This is a genomic window from Acidobacteriota bacterium (genome assembly GCA_016196035.1).
In the GTDB taxonomy this organism is placed as follows: domain Bacteria; phylum Acidobacteriota; class Blastocatellia; order RBC074; family RBC074; genus JACPYM01.
Window position 1 is genome coordinate 144,324 of record JACPYM010000091.1, and the last position, 20,490, is coordinate 164,813.

Annotated in this window: 19 protein-coding genes; 9 read left to right on the forward strand and 10 right to left on the reverse strand. The window is 57.6% G+C overall.

What is annotated here, in order from left to right; translation table 11 throughout:
- Positions 1 to 23 precede the first annotated feature (23 nt).
- The 5 genes from HY011_26950 to HY011_26970 form a co-directional block, all read right to left on the reverse strand.
- Positions 24 to 1,283, reverse strand: coding sequence for a PQQ-binding-like beta-propeller repeat protein (locus tag HY011_26950; protein MBI3426583.1), 1,260 nt, complete (start codon positions 1,281 to 1,283; stop codon positions 24 to 26).
- The gene (locus tag HY011_26955; GenBank protein ID MBI3426584.1) at positions 1,280 to 2,395 is read right to left on the reverse strand and encodes a hypothetical protein; all 1,116 of its coding nucleotides are present in this window, start codon (positions 2,393 to 2,395) and stop codon (positions 1,280 to 1,282) included. The genes HY011_26950 and HY011_26955 overlap by 4 nt, the downstream gene beginning before the upstream one ends.
- Before the next feature lie 65 nt (positions 2,396 to 2,460).
- Positions 2,461 to 3,081 carry a cytochrome P460 family protein gene (locus tag HY011_26960; GenBank protein ID MBI3426585.1) on the reverse strand — a complete coding sequence of 207 codons (621 nt, stop codon included), beginning with the start codon at positions 3,079 to 3,081 and terminating at the stop codon, positions 2,461 to 2,463.
- 19 nt (positions 3,082 to 3,100) lie between these two features.
- A complete protein-coding gene (locus tag HY011_26965; GenBank protein MBI3426586.1) occupies positions 3,101 to 5,713 on the reverse strand; it encodes an ABC transporter permease in 2,613 nt (870 codons plus the stop codon).
- A gap of 82 nt (positions 5,714 to 5,795) precedes the next feature.
- Positions 5,796 to 6,128: a PadR family transcriptional regulator gene (locus tag HY011_26970; GenBank protein MBI3426587.1), complete on the reverse strand. Its 333-nt coding sequence runs from the start codon at positions 6,126 to 6,128 to the stop codon at positions 5,796 to 5,798.
- A 479-nt stretch (positions 6,129 to 6,607) separates the two neighbouring features.
- On the opposite strand from HY011_26970, the gene HY011_26975 reads away from it, so the two are divergent.
- The 3 genes from HY011_26975 (at position 6,608) to HY011_26985 (ending at position 9,850) form a co-directional block, all read left to right on the forward strand.
- Positions 6,608 to 8,308, forward strand: a complete 1,701-nt coding sequence (locus HY011_26975) for an HDIG domain-containing protein (protein ID MBI3426588.1) — start codon at positions 6,608 to 6,610, stop codon at positions 8,306 to 8,308.
- Complete coding sequence (locus HY011_26980; protein MBI3426589.1) at positions 8,305 to 9,171, forward strand: ROK family protein; 867 nt, start codon at positions 8,305 to 8,307, stop codon at positions 9,169 to 9,171. Before HY011_26975 ends, HY011_26980 begins: the two co-directional genes overlap by 4 nt.
- Positions 9,172 to 9,316: 145 nt before the next feature.
- A complete protein-coding gene (locus HY011_26985; GenBank protein MBI3426590.1) occupies positions 9,317 to 9,850 on the forward strand; it encodes an AAA family ATPase in 534 nt (177 codons plus the stop codon).
- A 371-nt stretch (positions 9,851 to 10,221) separates the two neighbouring features.
- On the opposite strand, the gene HY011_26990 is transcribed toward HY011_26985, so the two are convergent.
- The 4 genes from HY011_26990 to larB all read right to left on the reverse strand — a co-directional run bounded on the left by HY011_26990 (position 10,222) and on the right by larB (position 14,031).
- Positions 10,222 to 10,776, reverse strand: a complete 555-nt coding sequence (locus HY011_26990; GenBank protein MBI3426591.1) for a hypothetical protein — start codon at positions 10,774 to 10,776, stop codon at positions 10,222 to 10,224.
- A gap of 305 nt (positions 10,777 to 11,081) precedes the next feature.
- Complete coding sequence (locus HY011_26995) at positions 11,082 to 12,137, reverse strand: agmatine deiminase family protein (GenBank protein MBI3426592.1); 1,056 nt, start codon at positions 12,135 to 12,137, stop codon at positions 11,082 to 11,084.
- 93 nt (positions 12,138 to 12,230) lie between these two features.
- Positions 12,231 to 13,139 carry a carbon-nitrogen hydrolase gene (locus tag HY011_27000; GenBank protein ID MBI3426593.1) on the reverse strand — a complete coding sequence of 303 codons (909 nt, stop codon included), beginning with the start codon at positions 13,137 to 13,139 and terminating at the stop codon, positions 12,231 to 12,233.
- Between the two features lie 145 nt (positions 13,140 to 13,284).
- A complete protein-coding gene (larB, locus tag HY011_27005; protein ID MBI3426594.1) occupies positions 13,285 to 14,031 on the reverse strand; it encodes a nickel pincer cofactor biosynthesis protein LarB in 747 nt (248 codons plus the stop codon).
- 135 nt (positions 14,032 to 14,166) lie between these two features.
- On the opposite strand from larB, the gene HY011_27010 reads away from it, so the two are divergent.
- The 5 genes from HY011_27010 (at position 14,167) to HY011_27030 (ending at position 18,133) form a co-directional block, all read left to right on the forward strand.
- The gene (locus HY011_27010; GenBank protein MBI3426595.1) at positions 14,167 to 14,823 is read left to right on the forward strand and encodes a UbiX family flavin prenyltransferase; all 657 of its coding nucleotides are present in this window, start codon (positions 14,167 to 14,169) and stop codon (positions 14,821 to 14,823) included.
- Between the two features lie 2 nt (positions 14,824 to 14,825).
- On the forward strand, positions 14,826 to 15,689 hold the full coding sequence (locus tag HY011_27015; protein MBI3426596.1) for a UbiA family prenyltransferase: 864 nt from the start codon (positions 14,826 to 14,828) through the stop codon (positions 15,687 to 15,689).
- Positions 15,690 to 15,858: 169 nt separating this feature from the next.
- Positions 15,859 to 16,515: a TlpA family protein disulfide reductase gene (locus tag HY011_27020; GenBank protein MBI3426597.1), complete on the forward strand. Its 657-nt coding sequence runs from the start codon at positions 15,859 to 15,861 to the stop codon at positions 16,513 to 16,515.
- A gap of 131 nt (positions 16,516 to 16,646) precedes the next feature.
- Positions 16,647 to 17,762 (forward strand): aminofutalosine synthase MqnE, encoded by a 1,116-nt coding sequence (gene mqnE, locus HY011_27025; protein MBI3426598.1) that lies wholly within the window; start codon positions 16,647 to 16,649, stop codon positions 17,760 to 17,762.
- A gap of 71 nt (positions 17,763 to 17,833) precedes the next feature.
- Positions 17,834 to 18,133, forward strand: a complete 300-nt coding sequence (locus HY011_27030) for a hypothetical protein (protein ID MBI3426599.1) — start codon at positions 17,834 to 17,836, stop codon at positions 18,131 to 18,133.
- A 93-nt stretch (positions 18,134 to 18,226) separates the two neighbouring features.
- Here HY011_27030 and HY011_27035 read toward each other — a convergent pair whose 3' ends face one another.
- A complete protein-coding gene (locus HY011_27035; GenBank protein MBI3426600.1) occupies positions 18,227 to 18,622 on the reverse strand; it encodes a hemerythrin family protein in 396 nt (131 codons plus the stop codon).
- 484 nt (positions 18,623 to 19,106) lie between these two features.
- Here HY011_27035 and HY011_27040 point away from each other — a divergent pair, with 484 nt between their 5' ends.
- On the forward strand, positions 19,107 to 20,465 hold the full coding sequence (locus HY011_27040) for a tetratricopeptide repeat protein (protein ID MBI3426601.1): 1,359 nt from the start codon (positions 19,107 to 19,109) through the stop codon (positions 20,463 to 20,465).
- Positions 20,466 to 20,490: the final 25 nt, after the last annotated feature.

Here is a 20,490-nt window from a genome sequence, read left to right on the forward strand (position 1 = left end):
TTGGCGCGGCAACAACGAGTGCCTTATTCGCTGCCAGCTTTTAGATCGAGTGCCATGAGCGTTTTGCGATCTCGCACATAAAGCGTCGTCCCCGCCAGCGCGGGCACTGTCCACGAATTGCCTGTCATCAATGCCGTTTTCGCCTGTATTTTCAGGCCCTCTGGCGCAGGCGTTGCCAACGCCAGATTGCCGTCTTCATCCAGCAAAATGAACCGCCCGTCGGCCAAGAGAAACGTCGCGCGCGGCAGGCTGCGGTCGCGCCAGACGATCTGGCCCGTTTTGACGTTGATGGCCGTAAACGGCGCGGGGCCGAAATCACCGCTCGATCCATACACCAAGTCGCCCACCCGGATGCACGTCCCGAAATGCACGCGCATCAGGCGGTGAAACCAGAGTTCCTCGACTTTGGTCTTGCCGCCAGCCTCTTTGGCCCGCGTCAGCTTCAGCACGCGGCTGCCGCCGCTGTACCCCGAAGAAACAAACAGCAGATTGTCTTCGCCCCAGACCGGCGTCATCGTGTTCAAACCGAAATCCGTCTCGTGCGGCTGGCTCCACAACAGCACGCCATCACGCGGGTCAACGCCCACAATGTCGCCGTACAGATAGGCCACGAGTTGTTCCTGCCCATCCACGTTGATCAAGATCGGCGAGGAAGTCGAGTTTTTGAAATCGTGCTTTTGCCAGACGACCGCGCCGTCTTTTTGATTGAAGGCCATCAGCGCGTGCCCCGTACCGCCGACCATCACGATCACCATGTTTTTATAGGCCAGCGGACTGCACGAATAGCCGTTCGGACGCACCGTGCCGTTGTACTCTTTGAACAGCTCGTGCGACCAGACGAGCTTGCCCGTTTGTTTATTCAACGCATGCAGCTTGCCCGTCGTACCGGTGGTGAAAACGTATTCGCCCACAACCAGCGGCGTCGAATGCGGCCCCGGCCCGTTCGACATATCCTGCTCTTTCCAGAACGGCGCGTCGTAGCCGTATTCCCACAACGTTTTGCCCGTGGCCGCGTCGAGCGCAATCGCGACTTCCTGTTCGCCTTTGCGATACATCGTGAAAAGCCGCCCGCCCGCCACGGCAATGGACGAATAGCCATCGCCGAGTGCACGGCTCCACAGTTTGCGCGGGCCAGTCGCAGGCCAATTGGCCGCCAGGCCGGTTGCGGCGGATTTGAAGTTACGCTCAGGCCCGCCCCATTGCGCCCAATCAGCGGACGTTTGCGCCGTCACCTTGAGGCCCAGCCAACCCAGGCAAAGCAGCGTTGTCAGGATGTGCCTCATTGTTTCACCTGCGGCTTTTCAAACAGCTTCGGATCAACCGCTCCGTTGAGGCTGATGGATTCGATGGTTGCTGACTGGTCTTTCCACGGCTGCCCATCGAAGGTGGCGGTAATTTTGAATGGCAACGTCAAACCATCCACCGTGCGGAAGTCTGAAAAAGTTTGAACGAAATCGCCGAAATTCCCCTGTGGCCCGCGCCGTTTGTATGCCAAGCTCAGCAAGCGTCCAGTCGCCGGGTCAAAACCAAGTGTAGCGGGCACGCCCGCAAGTTCGAGGGCGACCTGTTCGACTGGCGATTCACCTGCCTTGCCAGCACCTGTATAGGCAGCCTTGAATTGGGCACGGGCGCGCAAAATCCCGAGCGGCTGGCGTTGGAATTGTTGCTCCTGTTCGAGCCGCAGCGGCGCTTGCAGCGGCAACACCCCGCGCGTGGTGACGACAAAGGGTTCGGTGGGCTGTAACACCAGGATGCGCCGCATCATCACGGACACGTCGTTAAAGTCCGGCATCGCAACTTCAACACGCGCGCGGTCGGGGTAAGCAAGCAGCAAATCGTTTTTGACTTCGACTTCGCCGCGCGCGCCGCGCGTTTGTGTTGAGGTGTTTTTCTCGTGGTAACTGGTCAGCCCGTCCAGCTTGGCTGTGCCGCCCAGCGCGGCGACGGCCTTTTCAAACAACGCTTGTCCTTTCTTCAACATTTCAGGCGTCGCGGTGACCGCCTTGTGCTCAGGCGAAAGATATTTTTCCGGCGCGGCGACAAACAGCTTTTTGCATTGTTCAGAGCCGAAAATATAGATGCGGCCTTGCTGCACCGCGTAAAGATCGGCAATGCCATTCGTCGGCGCGCCCATCCGCGCGCAAGCACCGCCCAGTTGAATCTCGTAGCGCGCCGGGTCTTTCTCAAACGCAGCCTTGTTGGCTTCATTGGCGAACATGTAGCGGAACTGGCCGCGCGTGACGGTAGTTTTCAAATCGCCTTGCACTTCTTTCCCCTGCACCAACAGCACGGGATCAAGGCCTTCGAGCGCATCCGTGGCTGTGGTTTGCGCCACGGCCATGACAGTCAGGCCAGCGGTCAGCACGATGCTCAGCCAAAACTTTTTGTTGATCATAAATGCTCCTCATTGGCGCACTCCTCCCGGAAATAGAGTTTTGCTGGCGCCGTTCGTGGTGTGGATTACTGTGTTTGTTGTGTTCGCTGATAACTCTGATTCAGTGTCCCTTTTTCTTTGGCAATGGCCAGCACGGTCGGATAAAACTGGGCAAAGGTGTTTTCGACAGCGGCGTTCTGGCTGTGGCAGCTAAAACATCCGCCCTCTTTCGGGATGGCTTTGGCGGAGGGAGCGGTCGCGCCCAGTCCGAAATACGCCCACTTTTCCGGGAAGCGGCGCTCGTCCTTCACCGCCGCCTCCAGCGTGATCAGGTCACCCTGGTATTGCCCGCCGTGCGCGAACGTGCCTTTGTCCAGCAAGCGGCGAATCTCTAAAACGAAGATTGTCTTGTCAGGCCATTGGCCGGTCTTGGCAAACTCCTTGTAGGCCGCCGGATTGACATAGACATTCTCAAACGCTGGATTCGCCGGGGCGTTCGGCCCATATTGCAGCCCGACGCTGCTGCTCAAATACACCCAGGCGCGATAATTCGCCGGACGCAGCAATTGATTGTCTGTGGTGTATTGCGGCCCGTCGGCTTCTTTTTGCTCTAACGGCAGCGCTCCTGTGAACAGCGACATGCCGCCCGTGCTGAGCGTCAGGGCCAACACGAACGCCAGCCCGGATAAAAGCATCTTGGTGCGCATTGCGATTCTCCTTGTTTGTTTATTCGCTGCGTAACGCGATCATTGGGTTGATGCCCGTCACACGCCGCGCGGGCAGATAACAGGCCGCCGCCGCTGCCGCCGCCAGCACCAACGCCACCAGCAAATAGGTCAGCGGATCAGCCGGCTCCACCGCAAACAGCAATGTGTTCATCCAGGCCGACAGCACGCGGGTCAGCACCAACGCGCCGCTAGAACCCACCGCCAGGCCGACCAACACCAGCCGCATTCCCTGTTCCAAGACCAGCCATAAAACCGCGCTCTTGCTGGCCCCCAGCGCCAGCCGAATGCCGATTTCGTGCGTGCGTTGCGCCACCGCCAACGCCATCACGCCCGCGATCCCGGCGGCGGTGATGAGCAAGGCCAGCGCGGCGAACAAACTCAACAAGGTTGCCGTGAGGCGGGGTGAGGCCAAGGCTTCGCTGCGCGCGTCTTCCAACGTGCGCACGTGATCAATCGCCGTCTCAGGATCGAAGTCATAAACCGCGCCGCGCAACTGCCGGATCAGACCGGCGGGTTCGACTTTGGTGCGCGCCAGTAAAAAACCGGCCCCGAAAGTTTGCGCGACGGGCCGATACACTTCGTCAACGGCTGCGCTTTGCAAACCGTAACTTTTGACATCGGCGACAACGCCCACAATCGTCGCCCAACTTTCGCCGCGATCCAGGCTAAGGCGATGCCCAACCGGATCATCGTTGCCAAACCGATGGCGTGCCAGCGCCTGATTGATCAGTGCCACCGGCTTTTTGGGGTCGTAATCCAGGTCGTTAAACAAGCGTCCGCTGACCAGCGGCAAGCGCAACGTGTCGAAGTAATCGGGCGTCACGACGCGGAAATCCGCCTGCGGTGGCAATTCGCCCGGCGCCAGTGGACGGCCTTCGATTTGCAACTCGTTGCGATTTGGGCCACGCGTGATGCCCAAGGGATTGAGCGGATAGTTATTCGACAGGGCTGCGATCAACACGCCTGGCTGCGTTTTCAACTTGTCCAGCAAGCGCTGCGAAAACGTGCGGTAATCTTCGTTGCTCTGATACTTCGACCAATTTGGACTGATGCGCATCACCAGCACGCGCTCGACGTCGAAGCCCGGCTTGACCTGCTGCAATTTCAACAGGCTGCGCGTCATCAAACCGGCGACGATCAACAACGCGAACGAGACGGCCACTTGGGCGACAACCAGGCTGTTGCGCAACCGTTGCCGCGCCGGACTGGCGGTGCTTTGACCACTCCCATCTTTCAAGGCCGGTACCAGGTTCTGCCCGATGGATAGCGCTGGCGCTAACCCAAAGACCAAGCCAGTCAACAATGAAATCGCCAATGCAAAGCCCAACACCGTCCCATCAATCACACCAATCTCGTGCGCACGCGGCGTGAAGCGTTCGGCAAACTTCACCAGCAATCCCGTACTGAAGATGGCCAGCACAATGCCCAATGCGCCGCCCAACAAAGCCAGCAGCGTGCTTTCGGTCAGTAACAACCGGATCAACCGCCCACGGCTCGCGCCCAAGGCCGCGCGCACGGCCATTTCGCGTTCGCGGCGCAACACACGCGCCAGCGCCAGATTCGCCACGTTGGCGCACGCGATCAACAACACCAGCCCCGCCGTGCCCAGCAACAGCAAAAACGTCTGGCGCGCCTGCTGGGTCAGTTCATCCTGCAAATCGGTGGCTACTGCGCGAAATCCACGATTGGCGGGATAGACATCCGGATACTGCTGCTGCATGCGGTTGGCGTTGGTGGCCACATCGGTTTGCGCTTGCGCCAAGGGCACACCCGGTTTCCGACGTCCGAAAACGCTCATCATCCGGGCATTGCGATTGGCCATAAAGCGTTCCGACGAGCGCGTCGGGCAAGCCGCGGTCGGCATATAAACGTCATTCTCATTCGGATATTGCGGCACGGGTGGCAGCACGCCGATGACGGTGTGCGGGCGGTCATTCATGCGAAAGCGTTTGCCCACGATGTCGCGGTCGCCGTGCTGGCTGCGCTGCCAGTATTTGTAGCTCAACACCAGCACTGCCTCGGCGCCGTGCGCTTCGTCTTCAGGTAGAAAAGTGCGGCCTAACAGGGGCTTCACACCCATCACGTCGAAGAAATTAGCCGAGACGACGCCCGTTTGAATCAACTCCGGTTCCTGTCCGCCCAACAACGTAAAGGTCATCGAATGGTGTTCGACGATCCCTTCGAGCGCCTGATTCTGCGCGCGGTAATCTTCAATCTCTTTGACTGAGAAGCCTAAGTTGTCGGCGCCTGCCAAAGGTGCTTGTTGCCGCAAGACGACCAACTCGTGCCCATTGCGGTATGGCAAGGGGCGCAACAGCACGCCATAAACCACGCTAAAAATTGACGTGTTGACGCCAATGCCCAGCGCCAGCGTTAGCACCGCAAGCAAGGTGAAGCTCGGATACTTGCGCAGCATGCGCACGCCGTACTGCACATCCTGCCAAAAGGTTTCCAATCGGCGCGGGCGTTGCACGTCGCGGCACTCTTCCTTAAAGCGTTCGACCCCGCCGAAACTGAGCAGCGCCGCGCGCCGCGCCGAGGTCGGCGGCATTCCGCGCCGCATGTTCTCTTCGGTCTCGCGCTCCAGATGAAAGCGCATCTCCCGTTCCATCTCCCGTTCCAGCCGGTGGCGAAATAGGAACGCGCTCAACTTGCGTAGCGGTTTCTTTAGCATGGCGCTCCCCTATTGCTGGTCAGTTGCTCTGCAACACCAGTTCGACCGCCGCCGACATGCGTTCCCAGTTGGCGGTTTCTTCGGTCAGTTGCTTGCGCCCGGCGCGCGTCAATTTGTAATACTTGGCTTGCCGGTTGTTATCTGAAACGTCCCAACTGGAAGCGACCCAGCCCTGTTCTTCCAGGCGGTAAAGCGCCGGATAAAGCGAGCCTTGATTGATATTGAGCACGCCCTGCGAAGTCTGCTGAATGCGCTGCGCAATGCCCCAGCCATGCATCTCGCCCACGGCGAGCGTTTTCAGAATCAACATGTCGAGCGTGCCCTGCAACAGATCGGATTTCGTCTTGGCCATGTCTTCCTCCCTAGATTATCTACAAAAGCAAAGGCAGTCTAGCTTCTCCCTGTAGATTGTCAACAAGAGATGGCCGCAAACGCGCCGGGAATTGCGCCAGAGTGCCCGGCGGCAATGCGGCTATCCAATTCCGTGGCTGCCGTTTCAACCAATCGGATAAAACGGCGGGCCAAGCCGCTGGCGCGCGGCGTTAGATGCGGCAACGTGCGCGGTGAGAAATCGTCAGCCCAAATTCGCGGGTGAGGCATGAGTTGCATTTCGCCGCGCGAGGTCTGCTATAATCCGGCTCCCCAAGCGGCATTCATTGACGTCCCACATTGAGTTGTGATTGCCGTTCTTACAATATGAGCACTCATTCCATAGGTCATTGGTTGGCGCGCCTCCGGGATTGGCCGAGGACGGCGGGAGACCGGTTCGCGGAGCGGTACCAGCGGCTCCCGCAAAGGCAGCGCTTTTTACTGGTCAGCACTTTGCTCATTTTGCCGACGGCCTTCCTTTGCACACACTTCCCATTCACTCTATTGCCGAGTTATGCCGTCAACGATACGGTGCTGGCCGACATCATCGTGCCGGCGGATTTGCAGGCCGATTCGCTGGATGCTTTTAGCAACGATCTGGCGCCGGAGATTGCGGCAGAGTTGCGGCACACGCGTGTGATTTTGCGGGCGGGCGATGCGGTAACCGCGCAAACCTTGCCGCAAATCAAAGCCATTCGCCAATATCAACTGTCGCAACGCCAGCCGCGCCGCTTTTTGGGCTTGATCGTGATCGTGGCGGCGCTTTATTTCGCGCTCTATAAAATCGCCCTCGCCAGCAAAACGTCACGGCTGGGGCCGCGCGCGGCTTTTTGGGTCGCCGCATCCTTGTTACTGCTGCAAACCTTTCTCGTGCGCGCCGGCATGTTCGGCGCGGCGGTGCTGAGCGCGCGGCCTGAAACGATGCGTTTTGGCGATGCCTTGATCTTTCAATTCGCAGTGCCCTTTGCCGTCTGTGCGTTGGTGCTGGCCTTGCTCATCAATAGTCAAATAGCATTGATCGCAGGTTTGATGGCGGCGCTGTTGACGGGCTTCGTCTCGGCGCATGGCATGACGATCGCAGCGTTTGCGATGGCAACTTCGATTACGGCGGTGTTCAGCGTACAGAATTATTGCGACCGGAATTCCATCTCGTATGCTTCGGCCTCGATTGGCGGGGTGAGTTTTGTGATGAGTCTGGCCGTTTTGCTGATGTCGGGGCACGCATTGAATTGGCGGATGCTGGCGGGCAGCGCGGTGGTTTGTGCCTTGAGCGCGTTGCTCACGGCGGGCTTGGCGAGTTTCCTAGTGCCGATTTATGAGTCTGTCTTCGATATTCTGACGGATGTGCGGCTGCTGGAATTGTCGAATGCGGATTTGCCGCTTTTGCGGCGGCTGGCTATCGAAGTGCCCGGCACCAATCATCATTCCTTTATGGTCGGTGTACTGGCCGAAGCCGCCGCCAAGGCCATCGGCGCCAATGCGTTGCTGGCGCGCGTGGGTTGCCTATATCACGACATCGGCAAATTGGCCGCGCCGCGTATGTATATTGAAAACCAGGCCGGGGCCGCCAATCCGCACGACAAAGTGACCCCGAAGGACAGTGCGCGCATCATCACCGGCCACGTGCGGCGCGGTATCGAAATGGGCAACGCAGAAGACTTGCCGCCGCAGATTATTGATTTCATCCCGCAACACCACGGCACACGGGTCATCGCCTACTTCTATCACAAAGCTAAAGCCGAGGCCGACCGGCGCGGTGAAGCCGTCAATGTGGAAGATTTCCGTTACCCTGGCCCGAAGCCGCAAAGCAAAGAGGCCGCGATTCTGATGCTCGCCGATGGCGCGGAAGCCTCAGTGCGCTCGCTGGAAGATCGGTCTGAAGAAAACATCCGCGCGATCATCAAGAAAATCATTGATACCGTCGTCGCGGACGGCCAGTTCGATGAATGCAGCCTGACGATGCGCGAACTGACGCTTGTTCGTGAATCGCTCATCAGCACCTTACAAAACGTCTACCATCAGCGCATCAGCTATCCCGGTTTCAATCCGCCCAGCAAGGCTGAACGCGAGATCACGCAGGCCGATCTCAAAAACCCACCGCCAGCCAATGGGGACGATGACCCGCCTGCCAGCGCGGCGGCCTCTGCCAGCAATCGTTCATGAACCAGGCTCCGTATTACATCGGCATTGATTTAGGCGGCACGCAATTGCGCATGGCTGCTGTCACCGGCAGCGGCCAACTCGCCACTGAACTGCTTTCAGTACCAACCGGTAAAGAATTCGCGCCCACAGACCTGTTGCGCGCCTTGCGTCCGCTGGCCGCGCGTGTGGCGGAACTGATTGGCGATCATCCCATTGCAGGCTGGGGCGTAGGCGCGGCCGGCGTGGTATGGAACGGCCAGCTCTCACAATCGGACAACGTGCCGTTGCTGAGCGACATTGATCTGGCGGATCTGTTGAATGAAGCCACGTGCGGGCTGCCGGTCAAATTGGAAAATGATGCCCGCTGTTTTGTCCTGGCCGAAGCCCGATTTGGCGCCGGACGCGGCGCGCGCAATGTTTGCGGCATTACGCTGGGCACGGGCTGTGGCGGCGGTGTGATCGTGGATGGCAAGCTCGTGCGTGGCACACACGGGGCCGCAGGCGAAGTCTGGGCGATTCCGTTGCGTGAGCAGTTTCTGGAATACTACGTTTCGGGCTACGGGTTGCTGCGCACCTATCAGGAACACGGTGGCGCAATCGGCGACGGTCTGACGGGCGCAGAGCTTGCCGCACGGGCGCGGCATGGCGAGGCGGCGGCGCTGGCAACTTGGCGCGCCTATGGCGACGACGTTTATTTTTTGTGCGAAACGCTGATCGCGTTGCTGGAACCCGAAATCATCGTCATCGGCGGTTCGATGGCCCAGGCGCACGACCTGTTCGGAGAGAAGTTTCAGCACAAACTGGCCAATCGCCCAACGCGCCTGGCCTTGGCTGAATTAGGCGCGGGGGCTGGCGTCATCGGGGCGGCGGCCTTGCACCTTTGAGTTTTAGGAGAGGTCTTGCCGCAGATGAACGCTGAAAAACGCTGCTCAACCCCGTTACTCAAGCGGCTTGATCGGCGTGCCCCGCGTTGATCCGCAGCTTAGCTCTCTCCCCTTTGACCCACTACCTGAGTTTTTACTGCGAGCGATGGCTGTGTTTCAGATTGAGCTTCCCGACTCAGCGCTGCTGTTATTGATTGGCCCGTCGGGCGCGGGCAAATCCACTTTTGCGGCGCGTCATTTCCAACCGACTGAGATTATTTCTTCTGACCATTGCCGCGCGCTGATCTGCGATGACGAGGCGGCGCAACATCTCAATGCCGAAGCCTTCGGGCTGGTGCATCACCTGGCGCGGCTGCGTTTGCAACAAAACAAGTTGACAGTGATTGACGCGACGAACCTCGAATATCGCGCCCGGCGTCCATTCTTGCGGCTTGCGCGCCGCTGCGGCGTGCCCGTAATAGCGTTGGTTTTTGAGGTCGCCCTCGCCACCTGCCAGGCGCGCAATCAAAGCCGTAGCACCCGCGTCGTGCCGTCCGCAGTCGTACAAAAACAGGCTTTGGAACTGACCAAAACTGCGACACGGCTGGAGCGTGAAGGCTATGCCGGAATTTACCGCTTGAACGAAAGCAATTTGGCGGCGGCCACAATTGTGCGGGTGCGGAATTGGGTAGCGTCCTAAAGTTGTGTGGCCGCCGAGTGCAAGCTTTTTCCCACGAAGCCACACGAAGAAAACACGAAGAACGCCAGGCATCTTCGTGTTTTCTTCGTGTGGCTTCGTGGGAAAAACATCTTTGTTTTAGGCAGCGACACAGGAATAGGACACAACTCGGAATTGACGCGGCTGAGCAGAGTTCATCTTTTCCCTGAACTTTTTTCTCTTTTCTTGCAGAAAACGTTGGAAGTTTCCGGCGATTCGCCGTTTATCCCTATTGCCTAGCAAAAAATAGCTAGGGGCCAGGGCGGGTCGTCAAGGAGCTACGGCACCAGGCTCGTAGATGGCCCGCCTATTAACAAGCGGTAAAATTTAGCAGTACGAACCATTCTTATCCCTCACGTCCCCGGATCGGTTTGCGTAAATCTATTGCGGTAGTCCTGTGTGGCCTGACGGACAAGCAGCCAGTGCTCAAACAAGTCTGGATTTTGCAACCAGACCGTGAACCATTGCGCGATTTCTGCTTTTTCGTCACGACGTTCATGGTCGGCTATCCGGGCAAGCCGTCCGGCTTCGTGTTTCCCCATCAATGCGATACGCCGGGCAAAGCGGAGGCCGGTTTTATCTCCGAGACGCTGAAATTTACGGTAAAGAGCGTCAATTTCACGGATGGATGCTGCGGCTTGCGCCATGTCAGCGATGCGCGGGAGGTAGCGAAAGAGGTTCTCATATTTTTCCATTGGCCCAGCCATACGGAAAATCTGTTCATAACGAACCGGTAAATCTTCATCCACCAAGACGCGTGCGATCTCCCCAGGATTCATTGCGCCGCCTGCGCCGAACTCTTCGACCAGGGCTTGGTTGATGATGGCGATTTCACGCGCCGTGACTTCGCCCATGGCTTCCCGGTCGTAAATATCAAGCACCATTTCGCGTTTGCTTTTACGTTTCATAAAGTTCTCTGAGAGCAGACGCTGCCACGAGAAAAATTACTTCAACCACTACCACGCTATCACAAAGCATCTCTATCAAGTGTCGCAATCGGCTGAGTGGTTAGGCGTCAAGCGCCGATCAAAGTGTCGGTGTAGGTTTGCACGGTTTATGCGCGTAAGGATGACTCTACGAATTGGCGCTTGGCGCCTAACCACTTTAGCCCCCGCGAAGACGTAGGAGCGCCGGACGTTCCTACGAAAATGAAAAGGCAAAAGGAGGCAATGCCTGACTTCCTTTTGCCTTTCGTTTTTTGGCTCCAGCAACCTCAAACAGCCGGTTGCTGTTGCGTCACACAATGAATCGAGCCTAGCCCCCAAATCAATTCCGTACAATCAATCCCGATCACCCGACGGTCAGGAAAACACTGCTGCAACACTTCACCAGCAACCGCATCGTTGACGTGACGATAGGTCGGCACCAGCACGCTCTTATTCGCGATATAAAAGTTGGCATAGCTCGCGGGTAACCGCTGCCCATCAAACCAAATCGCCCCCGGCATTGGTAATTTGATGACCCGCAACGGCTGATCGCCCTGATCTTTCATCGCCAACAACCGTCCGTAATTTTCCTTGAGCGGCGCGTAATTCTCATCCTGCGGGTCGTCTTCCACCACTGTAACCACGGTGTCAGCCGCCACGAAGCGCGTCAAGTCATCTATGTGCCCGTCCGTGTCGTCGCCCACAATGCCTTCGCCCAGCCAAAGAATGTTCGACACACCCAGATAATCTTTCAGGTATTGCTCGATCTGTGTGCGATTCAATTGCGGATTGCGATTCGGATTCAGCAAACAAGCCTCGGTCGTCAGCAACGTCCCGCGTCCATTTACATCCAGCGAACCGCCTTCCATGACGATGCCGGGCGTAAACAGCGCCTCGCCCATTTCCGCCGCAATGCGCGTCGGCACGACATCATCGTTGTCGTAGGGCGGATATTTGTCGCCCCAGGCGTTGTAGCCCCAATCGTTGATGGCCCGTTCGCGGTTGCCCTGCACCTCACGCGCGACATAAATCGGCCCGTGATCGCGGCACCACGCATCATCGGTCGGATTGAAGTGGAACCGCACGGCATTCAAATCAACGCCGCCCGCCCGCAATAACTGCCGCACACGTTCGGCAAACTCCTCGTCGGCCACGTTGATGCGCACCAACTCCGAAGCCGTCAAATGCCGCGTCAGTTCGACAAAAATGCCGGGCACGTTTTCAAATGCTCCAGGCCAACTGGCTTCTTTGTGCGGCCACGAAAGCCAGGTCGCTTCGTGCGGCTCCCATTCGGCTGGCATGTGGTAGCCCAGTTCGCGCGGTGTTTGCTGATTCTTTTGCATATCCAAAACAGCTTCCCACGAAGGCACACGAAGCGAACACGAAGGATTTTGCAAACAGCTTCGTGTCTGCTTCGTGTGCCTTCGTGGGAAGGATCAGTCAATAAATCTCTTCGTAATTTCCCCGTAAGCATCAATGCGCCGGTCGCGCAAAAACGGCCAGTGCGTGCGCTGTACATCGGTCTTACCGAAATCCACTTCGGCCAACAGGATTTCTTCCTGCTCGACGCTGCCTTTCACCAACAATTGCCCCGACGGATCGGCGATGAAACTCTGCCCCCAGAATTGAATGCCTTCACCCAAACTCTGTTGATGCTGCCCAGCCGGTGTGGGTTCGTGCCCAACGCGGTTGGCGACTGCGACATACAACCCATTCGCGACTGCATGCGAACGCTGGATGATCTCCCACGACGAATGCTGGCGCTCGCCGTATTCGGCCTTTTCGCTCGGATGCCAACCAATGGCAGTCGGATAGAACAGAATCTGCGCGCCACGCAAGGCCGTCAGCCGCGCGCCTTCGGGATACCACTGATCCCAACAAATCAGCACGCCGACTTTGCCAAAGCGCGTCTCGAACATCTTGAAGCCCAGATCGCCCGGCGTGAAATAGAACTTCTCGTAAAAGAGCGGATCGTCCGGGATGTGCATCTTGCGGTACTTGCCCAGCAACGCGCCGTCGGAATTCAGCACGACGGCGGTGTTGTGATAAAGCCCTTCCGCCCGTTTCTCAAACAACGAAGCGACGATCACGATGCCGCGCGCCTTGGCCAGCTTCGACAGCGCTTGTGTAGACTTACCGGGGATCGGTTCGGCCAACTCGAAAAACTTATGCTCTTCGGTCTGGCAAAAGTAGCGCGACCGAAATAGTTCCTGCGTCGAAACGATGTGCGCGCCTTGCTTGGCGGCCTCTTCGATCCGCGCCAGACATTTGCCCAGGTTCTCTTTGGGATCGGGGCCGCACGACATCTGAATCAATGCGACGTTGGCTTTCTCTGCTTGTTTCATAGCCCCGGCATTATTCAATCTCAAATCTCAAATCTCAAACCCTGGGTACGCACCGCTTCCAGCGTGCAGACTTGGCTGCGGACGCAGTCGAATCAACTACGTCCCTCAATCAGTCCTGCACGCTGGAAGCGGTGCGTACCCAGGCTCACTCCCGGTTGATCAAGCTCGCCACAAAGCCCGCGCCAAAGCCGTTATCAATGTTGACTACCGTGACATTTGACGAGCACGAATTCAGCATCCCCAACAGCGCTGCAATCCCGCCAAAGCTGGCGCCATAGCCAATGCTGGTCGGCACTGCGATGACTGGGACACTGACCAGTCCGCCCACGACCGAAGGCAACGCGCCTTCCATCCCCGCCGCACAGACGACGACGCGGGCGGATTGCAGCAGTTCACGCTTGCTTAAAACACGATGAATCCCCGCGACGCCTACGTCAAAGATGCGTTCGATGCGGTTGCCCATCAATTCGGCGGTGATGGCGGCTTCGTCGGCGACGGGAATGTCTGAGGTTCCGGCGGTGACGACGGCGATTACGCCGCGCCCGTGAACTGTCTGGTCGCGCCGCACAGTGATTGCCCCGCAACTGTCGTGAAAAACGGCATCGGGCGCGCTGGCTAGCATGCGGTTATATGTCTCGCGATTCGTCCGCGTCACCAACAGGTTCGAGGCGCGTTCGAGCAGCCGCGCGGCAATCGTCGCCACCTGTTCCGGCGTCTTACCCAACCCGAAGATCACTTCGGGGAAGCCCTGCCGCAAGGCGCGGTGATGGTCTATGTGGGCGAAGCCCAAGTTCTCGAACGGCAGATGGCGCAATTGCTCGACCGCTTGCGGCACGTCAACAGCGCCCGCTTTGACCTGTTCCAAGAGTTGTTTCAAACGTTCCTGATCCATAGGCCAAACGTTATAACGTGCCGTCAACGTCTTTGACAACGCATTGCGCAAACTGCGCGAAAGCCCGGCTTGACAAGCTTTTTTCACGACACCTATAGTTGCCGCGCGGTTCACACGAAGCCGGCAATGAAGCTCATGACCACTTCCACCAAATCAATCACCGTCGGCATCACCGGAGCGAGCGGTTCAATTTACGCGCAGAGTTTGCTCAAACACCTTTGCGCCAGCGCCGAGGTCGGACACATTGACTTAGTCATTTCGCAAGCAGGCGTGCGCGTCGTCAGTGAAGAGTTGGGCTTGAACGTCGCGGGCACCGAACGCCGCGTGGTGAAAGAGTTAGTCGGTTATGACGCGGACAAATTGATCGTGCATCCGGCGGCGGACATCGGCGCGACAGTGGCGAGCGGTTCGTATCTGGCTGACGCAATGGTCATCGTGCCGTGCAGCATGGGATCGCTGGCCTATATCGCGGCTGGCATCACACGCGATCTGATTCACCGCGCCGCCGATGTGATGTTGAAAGAAAGCCGTCTGTTGATTCTGGTGCCGCGCGAAACGCCGTTGAATGCGATTCATCTCGAAAACATGCTCAAACTCGCGCGGCTGGGCGTGCGCATCGTTCCGGCCATGCCGAGCTTTTATCATCATCCACAGACGATTGATGATCTGATCGAACATTTCACGCATCGGCTGTTGGATCATTTGGGCATAGGGCATGAGCAAACGACGCGCTGGGAGGGCAACCGTCCGACCGCGCGACGGAACGACGCTGCAACTGGACGCACAAATTGATTATGTTGAAAAGTCTGAAAACCACTCTCGAAATGATCAAGATCGAGCACACGCTGTTCGCCCTGCCCTTCGCCTTGCTTGGCGCAGTGCTGGCAGCGCGCGGCTTACCCAATGGGCGCGTGCTCTTTTGGATACTCATCGCAATGGTCGGCGCGCGTTCGGCGGCGATGGCTTTCAACCGGCTAGTTGACCGCGAATTCGACGCGGCCAATCCGCGCACGGCGCTGCGCGCGCTGCCGGCGGGCTTGTTGAGCGTGCAATTCGTGGCGCTGTTTACGCTGGCTGCGGCGGCGCTCTTCTTTTTGGCGGCGGCGATGCTGAATAAGCTGACGCTGCTGTTGTCGCCGATTGCCTTGGGGTCGGTGCTTTTCTATTCGTACACCAAACGCTTTTCGGCGCTCTGTCATTTGGTGTTGGGCTGGTGCCTCGCCATCGCGCCAACGGGCGCGTGGATTGCTGTGCGCGGAACGCTTGATTCGCCGGTGCCGCTCTTGTTGAGTTTGGCAGTGCTGTTATGGACGGCAGGCTTCGATATTATTTATGCCTGCCAGGATCGCGAGTTCGATGTGCAACAGGGTTTGCGCTCGATCCCGCAAACATTGGGCGTCGCGCGGGCGTTGTGGCTGGCGCGGCTCTTTCACGCGGCGATGTTTGCCGCGCTGGTGGCGGTTTACGTTTTGACCGGGCTGCATTGGATTGGGCTGCTGGGCATCGTGGCGACGGCGGCGTTGCTGATTCACCAGCACCGGCTGGTGCGCGCGGATGATTTGTCGAAACTGGATCTGGCATTCTTTACGACCAACGCCTATGTCAGCGTGATCTTGTTTGTCACGGTGGCGGCAGATGTATTTTTGCTGGGGGAATGAGATGCATGAAAGACGGCAAGCAACCAGTACGGGGAGCGTGAACGACCTGCATATTGATAGACACACAAACCGGCAAACAACCGCAATCGCGGGCTGCCCGGCAACGCTCATACGGCAACGGGCAGGTCGCTCACGCTCCCCGTACCGCACGGGCGGCTGCGGCGTGCTTTTGGCTTTGCTGTTTTGCCTGGCGCTGCCCGCCCATGCGCAACTTGTGCCCGTGAACAAGTCCACGCCCACGCCTACACCGACGCCAAAGAACGCGCCTGCGCCAATTGTGCTAGAAGCACACGCGCACGAGTACGGTGAGTTGCGCGAGTTTGTCTTGCCCATCAAGGATTTCACGTTCAACAACCTTGCCGACGCGCCTTTCAACTTGCGTGCGGCAGGCCAAGGCAAGCGGCTGGTGCTGGTGCATTACTTTGCCGCCTGGTGCCACAGCAGCAATTATGACGTAGACACCATCAACGAACTTTATCGCAAATACAAAGATCAGGGCTTCACCGTGATCGCCGTTTGCGAGTACTCCAAACCGGACGAGTTGCGCGAATTCATCAAGCGGCACCAGCCCGAATACCCCATCGTGCTCGAAAGCAAACGCACCAAAGACCGCACCAGCACGGAGCATTACGCCTACCGCCAGGCAATGGAAGATAAGCGTGTATGGGGCACGCCGCTCAACATCTTTTTGCCGGCGGCTGATTTCCGCGCCGACAGCGCCTTCGTCACGTCGCGCACTTACATTGCGCTGGGCGAATTGATGAAGCCGGAAGTAGAGAAATTCATCCGGCAGCAATTGCAGCTTAGTGATGGAACCAAGAATTGAAGATTAGCCACAGAGCCACAGAGGCACAGAGCCACAGAGAAGACTTCGTTTGATCGCTGAGTCTCGCTTTCCCTCTGTGTCTCTGTGCCTCTGTGGCTAACCCTGATTTCGTTTTGATATTCGGAGTCTTTATGTTGGAAACCTATTTTCTGGATCGAGACCTCTTGCCCATTGCTGAAAAAGTTTCAGCGGGCGAACGGCTGAGCTTTGATGATGGCATGACGCTGTTTCGCAGCCATGATCTGCACGGCGTCGGACGCTTGGCGGACATCGTGCGCCGCCGCAAACATGGACTGGCAACCTACTTCAACGTCAATCGCCATTTGAATCCCACGAATTACTGCTACGCCGATTGCAAATTCTGCGGCTTCTTCGTCAAACACAACCAGGAAGGCGGCTACACGCACAGCTTGGAAGAGTCGCTGAACGTCGCGCGCGCGGCCACGGCCCAGGGCGCGACTGAATTGCACATCGTCGGCGGCTTGAATACGCGGCTGCCCTTTTCCTATTACACCGACCTGCTCGCGGCGCTCAAACGCGAATTCCCCAAGCTGCACCTGAAAGCCTTCACGATGGTCGAACTCGATTTCTTCGCCAAGTTCTACAAAATGACGGACGAAGAAGTCATCGCCAAACTCACTGCCGCAGGCATGGATTCCTGCCCCGGCGGCGGCGCGGAAGTCTTTGCCGAAGCCACGCGCGAAAAGATTTGCACACACAAAACCGACGGACAACGCTGGCTCGACATGGCGGGCAAGGTGCATCAGGCCGGGATCAAAACCAACGCGACGATCCTTTACGGCCACGTCGAAACCACTGAAGACCGCGTGGATCACTTCGTCCGCTTGCGCGAGCAGCAGGACAAGAGCGGCGGTTTTCAATGCTTCATCCCGCTGGCCTTTTATCCGCCGGGCACACAACTGGCGCACCTGCCCGGCCCGTCCGGCATTGACAGCCTGAAGGTCATCGCTGTCTCGCGGTTGCTGCTGGACAACTTCGATCACATCAAGGCGTACTGGGTGATGCTGGGCAAACGGCTGGCCCAGACGGCGCTGCATTTCGGCGCCAATGATTTCGACGGCACGATCACCGGCGGCGGCGAATTGATGGAGTCCTATCTGGTCGAAGGCAAGAACGACAACGAAGCCAGCAAAGACGACATCGTGACACTGATCAAAGAGGCCGGGTTTGAGCCGATTGAGCGCGATACGCTGTATCATCCATTGCGCAAATTTGCAGCGGCATAGTCTGCCGCTCGCGAGGCCTTCAATTCCTGGCAATTCACAACTGGTGCGGATTCGCGCGCTGAGGAGAGTTGATGGAACAACCAATCTGGAATTTTGAGCAAGAACCGGCAACTGCGGCATTGAATGAGACGGACGTCAATTTGCGCGCTTATTTCGACCGCATGGACGATGCGCAGATGCAGCAATACCGCAGCGACTGGACGGACGAGCAACTCATCGAATGGGATGGCAACTTCAAAGATGATGGCACGCTTTTCATTCTCTGCTGCGAACGCGATGTGGAAATAGCCGAGTATCGCGCGGTGCTGGAACAAGCCATCGAATATCGCAAGCGCGTCAGGCCACTGGTTTCGCGCCAGGCCGGTGCTTGATCAGGCACTATTTCAACCTCAGCACCCGCCAAGCACCCAAATGCCTACCGCCTCGGCGCGCGCGCCGCAGGGGTGAGGGTTTGCCACTGACCCTTATTTACAGCCGCGCAGTTGCGTATCAATTTTGCAAATATGGTTGGTCAGCCAATTGGAAGCCGTCCCATACATTTCATTGACTAATTCGCGCGTCGCGCCATCTTTGTCATACTGCTGCTGGTAACGACTCACCAGCGCCATGAATTTATCATGCGCTTCCTGATTGACCTTGGCCGTGGGGCATTTGACACGGTGCATGCAAAGCTCTTCGTATACAAAATGCGTTTGGGCATACATCGTCATGTATTGCAGCACCGCGCCTACAATCTCGCCCTCCACCGTGTCTTGATTCAATTGCGTCTCAAGGCGGTTCACATAATCGAAAAGGCGTTGGTGTTGCGCATCTATGGTTTCTTCGCCAGTGGCATATTTGACGCTCCAGTAAACAGGCATGGAAATTGTCTCCTGTAAAAAATGTGCCGGGATGCTGGCGTATGGCGTACCGCTCACTCAGAAGTGCGGAGTTGGGTGGGACGGAACGATGCCGCTTGCAAGTCTCTATTAACAAAATGCCCTTGCCCATTCAACACTTTTTTTCCGTGCTGACGAAATAAACCGGACCAGAGGAAAGAATCCGTTCTGAGCGAAACGCTGGGGTCGTTGTTATGTTTTGAGCGGAACGCCACTCTCCATTGACACAACTGGTTTCCTACCGGCTTGTGACTTCATCCCCGCTATTACCCAATCTTGCTTGCTCTCGCACATCCGGCAAGCACCCCGCATCCTCATCCCGCTAAAAATCACTTTGCTTGTGCTTCTCCCCTTGTTCTCGAAGCCAGGTAATTGTGCATGCAACCGAATTGCAACCACCCTAATTCAGCATTCGTTTGCCCACGTCCCGACAACAATACCGATTTCCACGCTAGGGAACGTTGTCATGAAATTATTGAACCCCTGCTTATGGGCAGGTTTTGTGCTGGTTTGGCTGGCCTCCAACCTACAGGCGCAAACTGCCGAACCGCCGCCGCCCGCAAACCAGACCAGCACGTCTGCCAGCGTGCCGGTTGACGAAGCCTTACAAAACCTGCTCAATCAAGGTTACGCACATCTGGCGCGCAGCGAATGGAACGAAGCCGTCGCCAGTTTCGAGCAAGCCACGCGGCTGCGGCCGCAAGCCACCAAGCCTTGGCTGGAATTGGCCTTTGCCCTGGTCGCCAATCAGCAACATGAAAAAGCAGTCAAGGCGTTGGAAGAAGTCTTGCGGCTTGAACCAACGAATCTCGTGGCCCGTTCCCAACTCGGCTATTTGTTGATCCGGCTGGAGCGGTTGCGCGAAGCCATTGACATCTTTTTGATGGTCGAACAGCGCGACCAGCAAAATTTCCACTACAAACTGCAACTGGGTTATTTGTACGATGGCGTCAACAACAAGCAGAAAGCGCGCGAGTGGTTCCTCGCCGCCAGCCTCGCGCCTGATCCGGCGATTCGGCAAAAGGCGCAGGAAGCCTTGAAAAACCTGGCCCCCGTGCTGTTTGCGCGCCGCTGGATTTGGGCCAATGAAATTTATGCCGCGCCGTTTTACCAAGCCCGTTTCAACAATTTCATCGCCCCGTTCATTTGGCGCAGCGGCCTGGTGCTGTCGGCCAAAGCCGGGCTTGAGGTATATGCCAGTACCCGTTTGACGCGCGACACACGTTCGACGGCGGGCGGCGCGCCGCAAATCTTCTCCGATAACTTCGCGGTGCTCGCGCTGGGTCTGCGCGGACGGCCTTTCAAAAATGCGTTGACGGTTTATGGCGAAGCGGGCTTGGCCATAAACCTGATGCCGAGTACGCACTCAACCGTGCGCGCCCGCAGCGATTACCGATTCGGCACTTACTTTTCTCACCTCTGGGGCAAACGCGCCGCCACGCCCGCCTTGGCCTTCCCGTTCAATCCCGTCGGCGAAGTCTATTTCGACGTGAGTTATTACAGCCGCTTTCGTCACAACATCATTGGCTATGTGCAGGCGCGCCAGGGCGTGCGCGTGCTGCAATACAAAGAAACCGCCCTTGAAATCTATGGCCGCGGCAACTTGGTCAAAGACAGGGGCCGCGACTATTACAACAACCTCGCTGAACTGGGCGCAGGCGCTGCATTCACACCCTGGCGCTGCGCCGGCATAAAACTGACCGCCGAATACCTGCGCGGCCGTTATTTCGGCCTACACCGTCCCAATGAACCCAATCCCTATCGCTCACATTACGGAGATTTCCGCTTCGGCGTAATCTTCGGCAAGTACCTCGTCAAAGAGTAACCACGCAACCGGCTGAGGAAATGCG

What these genes read in the sequence shown, in the direction of transcription:
- HY011_26985 (MBI3426590.1), top strand. Translation starts at nt 9,317, where the DNA reads ATGGCTGTGTTTCAGATTGAGCTTCCCGACTCAGCGCTGCTGTTATTG.
- HY011_26980 (MBI3426589.1), top strand. Translation starts at nt 8,305, where the DNA reads ATGAACCAGGCTCCGTATTACATCGGCATTGATTTAGGCGGCACGCAA.
- HY011_26995 (MBI3426592.1), bottom strand. Translation starts at nt 12,137, where the DNA reads ATGCAAAAGAATCAGCAAACACCGCGCGAACTGGGCTACCACATGCCA.
- HY011_26955 (MBI3426584.1), bottom strand. Translation starts at nt 2,395, where the DNA reads ATGATCAACAAAAAGTTTTGGCTGAGCATCGTGCTGACCGCTGGCCTG.
- HY011_27000 (MBI3426593.1), bottom strand. Translation starts at nt 13,139, where the DNA reads ATGAAACAAGCAGAGAAAGCCAACGTCGCATTGATTCAGATGTCGTGC.
- HY011_26970 (MBI3426587.1), bottom strand. Translation starts at nt 6,128, where the DNA reads ATGGCCAAGACGAAATCCGATCTGTTGCAGGGCACGCTCGACATGTTG.
- larB (MBI3426594.1), bottom strand. Translation starts at nt 14,031, where the DNA reads ATGGATCAGGAACGTTTGAAACAACTCTTGGAACAGGTCAAAGCGGGC.
- HY011_27010 (MBI3426595.1), top strand. Translation starts at nt 14,167, where the DNA reads ATGACCACTTCCACCAAATCAATCACCGTCGGCATCACCGGAGCGAGC.
- HY011_27040 (MBI3426601.1), top strand. Translation starts at nt 19,107, where the DNA reads ATGAAATTATTGAACCCCTGCTTATGGGCAGGTTTTGTGCTGGTTTGG.
- HY011_26960 (MBI3426585.1), bottom strand. Translation starts at nt 3,081, where the DNA reads ATGCGCACCAAGATGCTTTTATCCGGGCTGGCGTTCGTGTTGGCCCTG.
- mqnE (MBI3426598.1), top strand. Translation starts at nt 16,647, where the DNA reads ATGTTGGAAACCTATTTTCTGGATCGAGACCTCTTGCCCATTGCTGAA.
- HY011_27015 (MBI3426596.1), top strand. Translation starts at nt 14,826, where the DNA reads ATGTTGAAAAGTCTGAAAACCACTCTCGAAATGATCAAGATCGAGCAC.
- HY011_27035 (MBI3426600.1), bottom strand. Translation starts at nt 18,622, where the DNA reads ATGCCTGTTTACTGGAGCGTCAAATATGCCACTGGCGAAGAAACCATA.
- HY011_26965 (MBI3426586.1), bottom strand. Translation starts at nt 5,713, where the DNA reads ATGGAACGGGAGATGCGCTTTCATCTGGAGCGCGAGACCGAAGAGAAC.
- HY011_27030 (MBI3426599.1), top strand. Translation starts at nt 17,834, where the DNA reads ATGGAACAACCAATCTGGAATTTTGAGCAAGAACCGGCAACTGCGGCA.
- HY011_26950 (MBI3426583.1), bottom strand. Translation starts at nt 1,283, where the DNA reads ATGAGGCACATCCTGACAACGCTGCTTTGCCTGGGTTGGCTGGGCCTC.
- HY011_26990 (MBI3426591.1), bottom strand. Translation starts at nt 10,776, where the DNA reads ATGAAACGTAAAAGCAAACGCGAAATGGTGCTTGATATTTACGACCGG.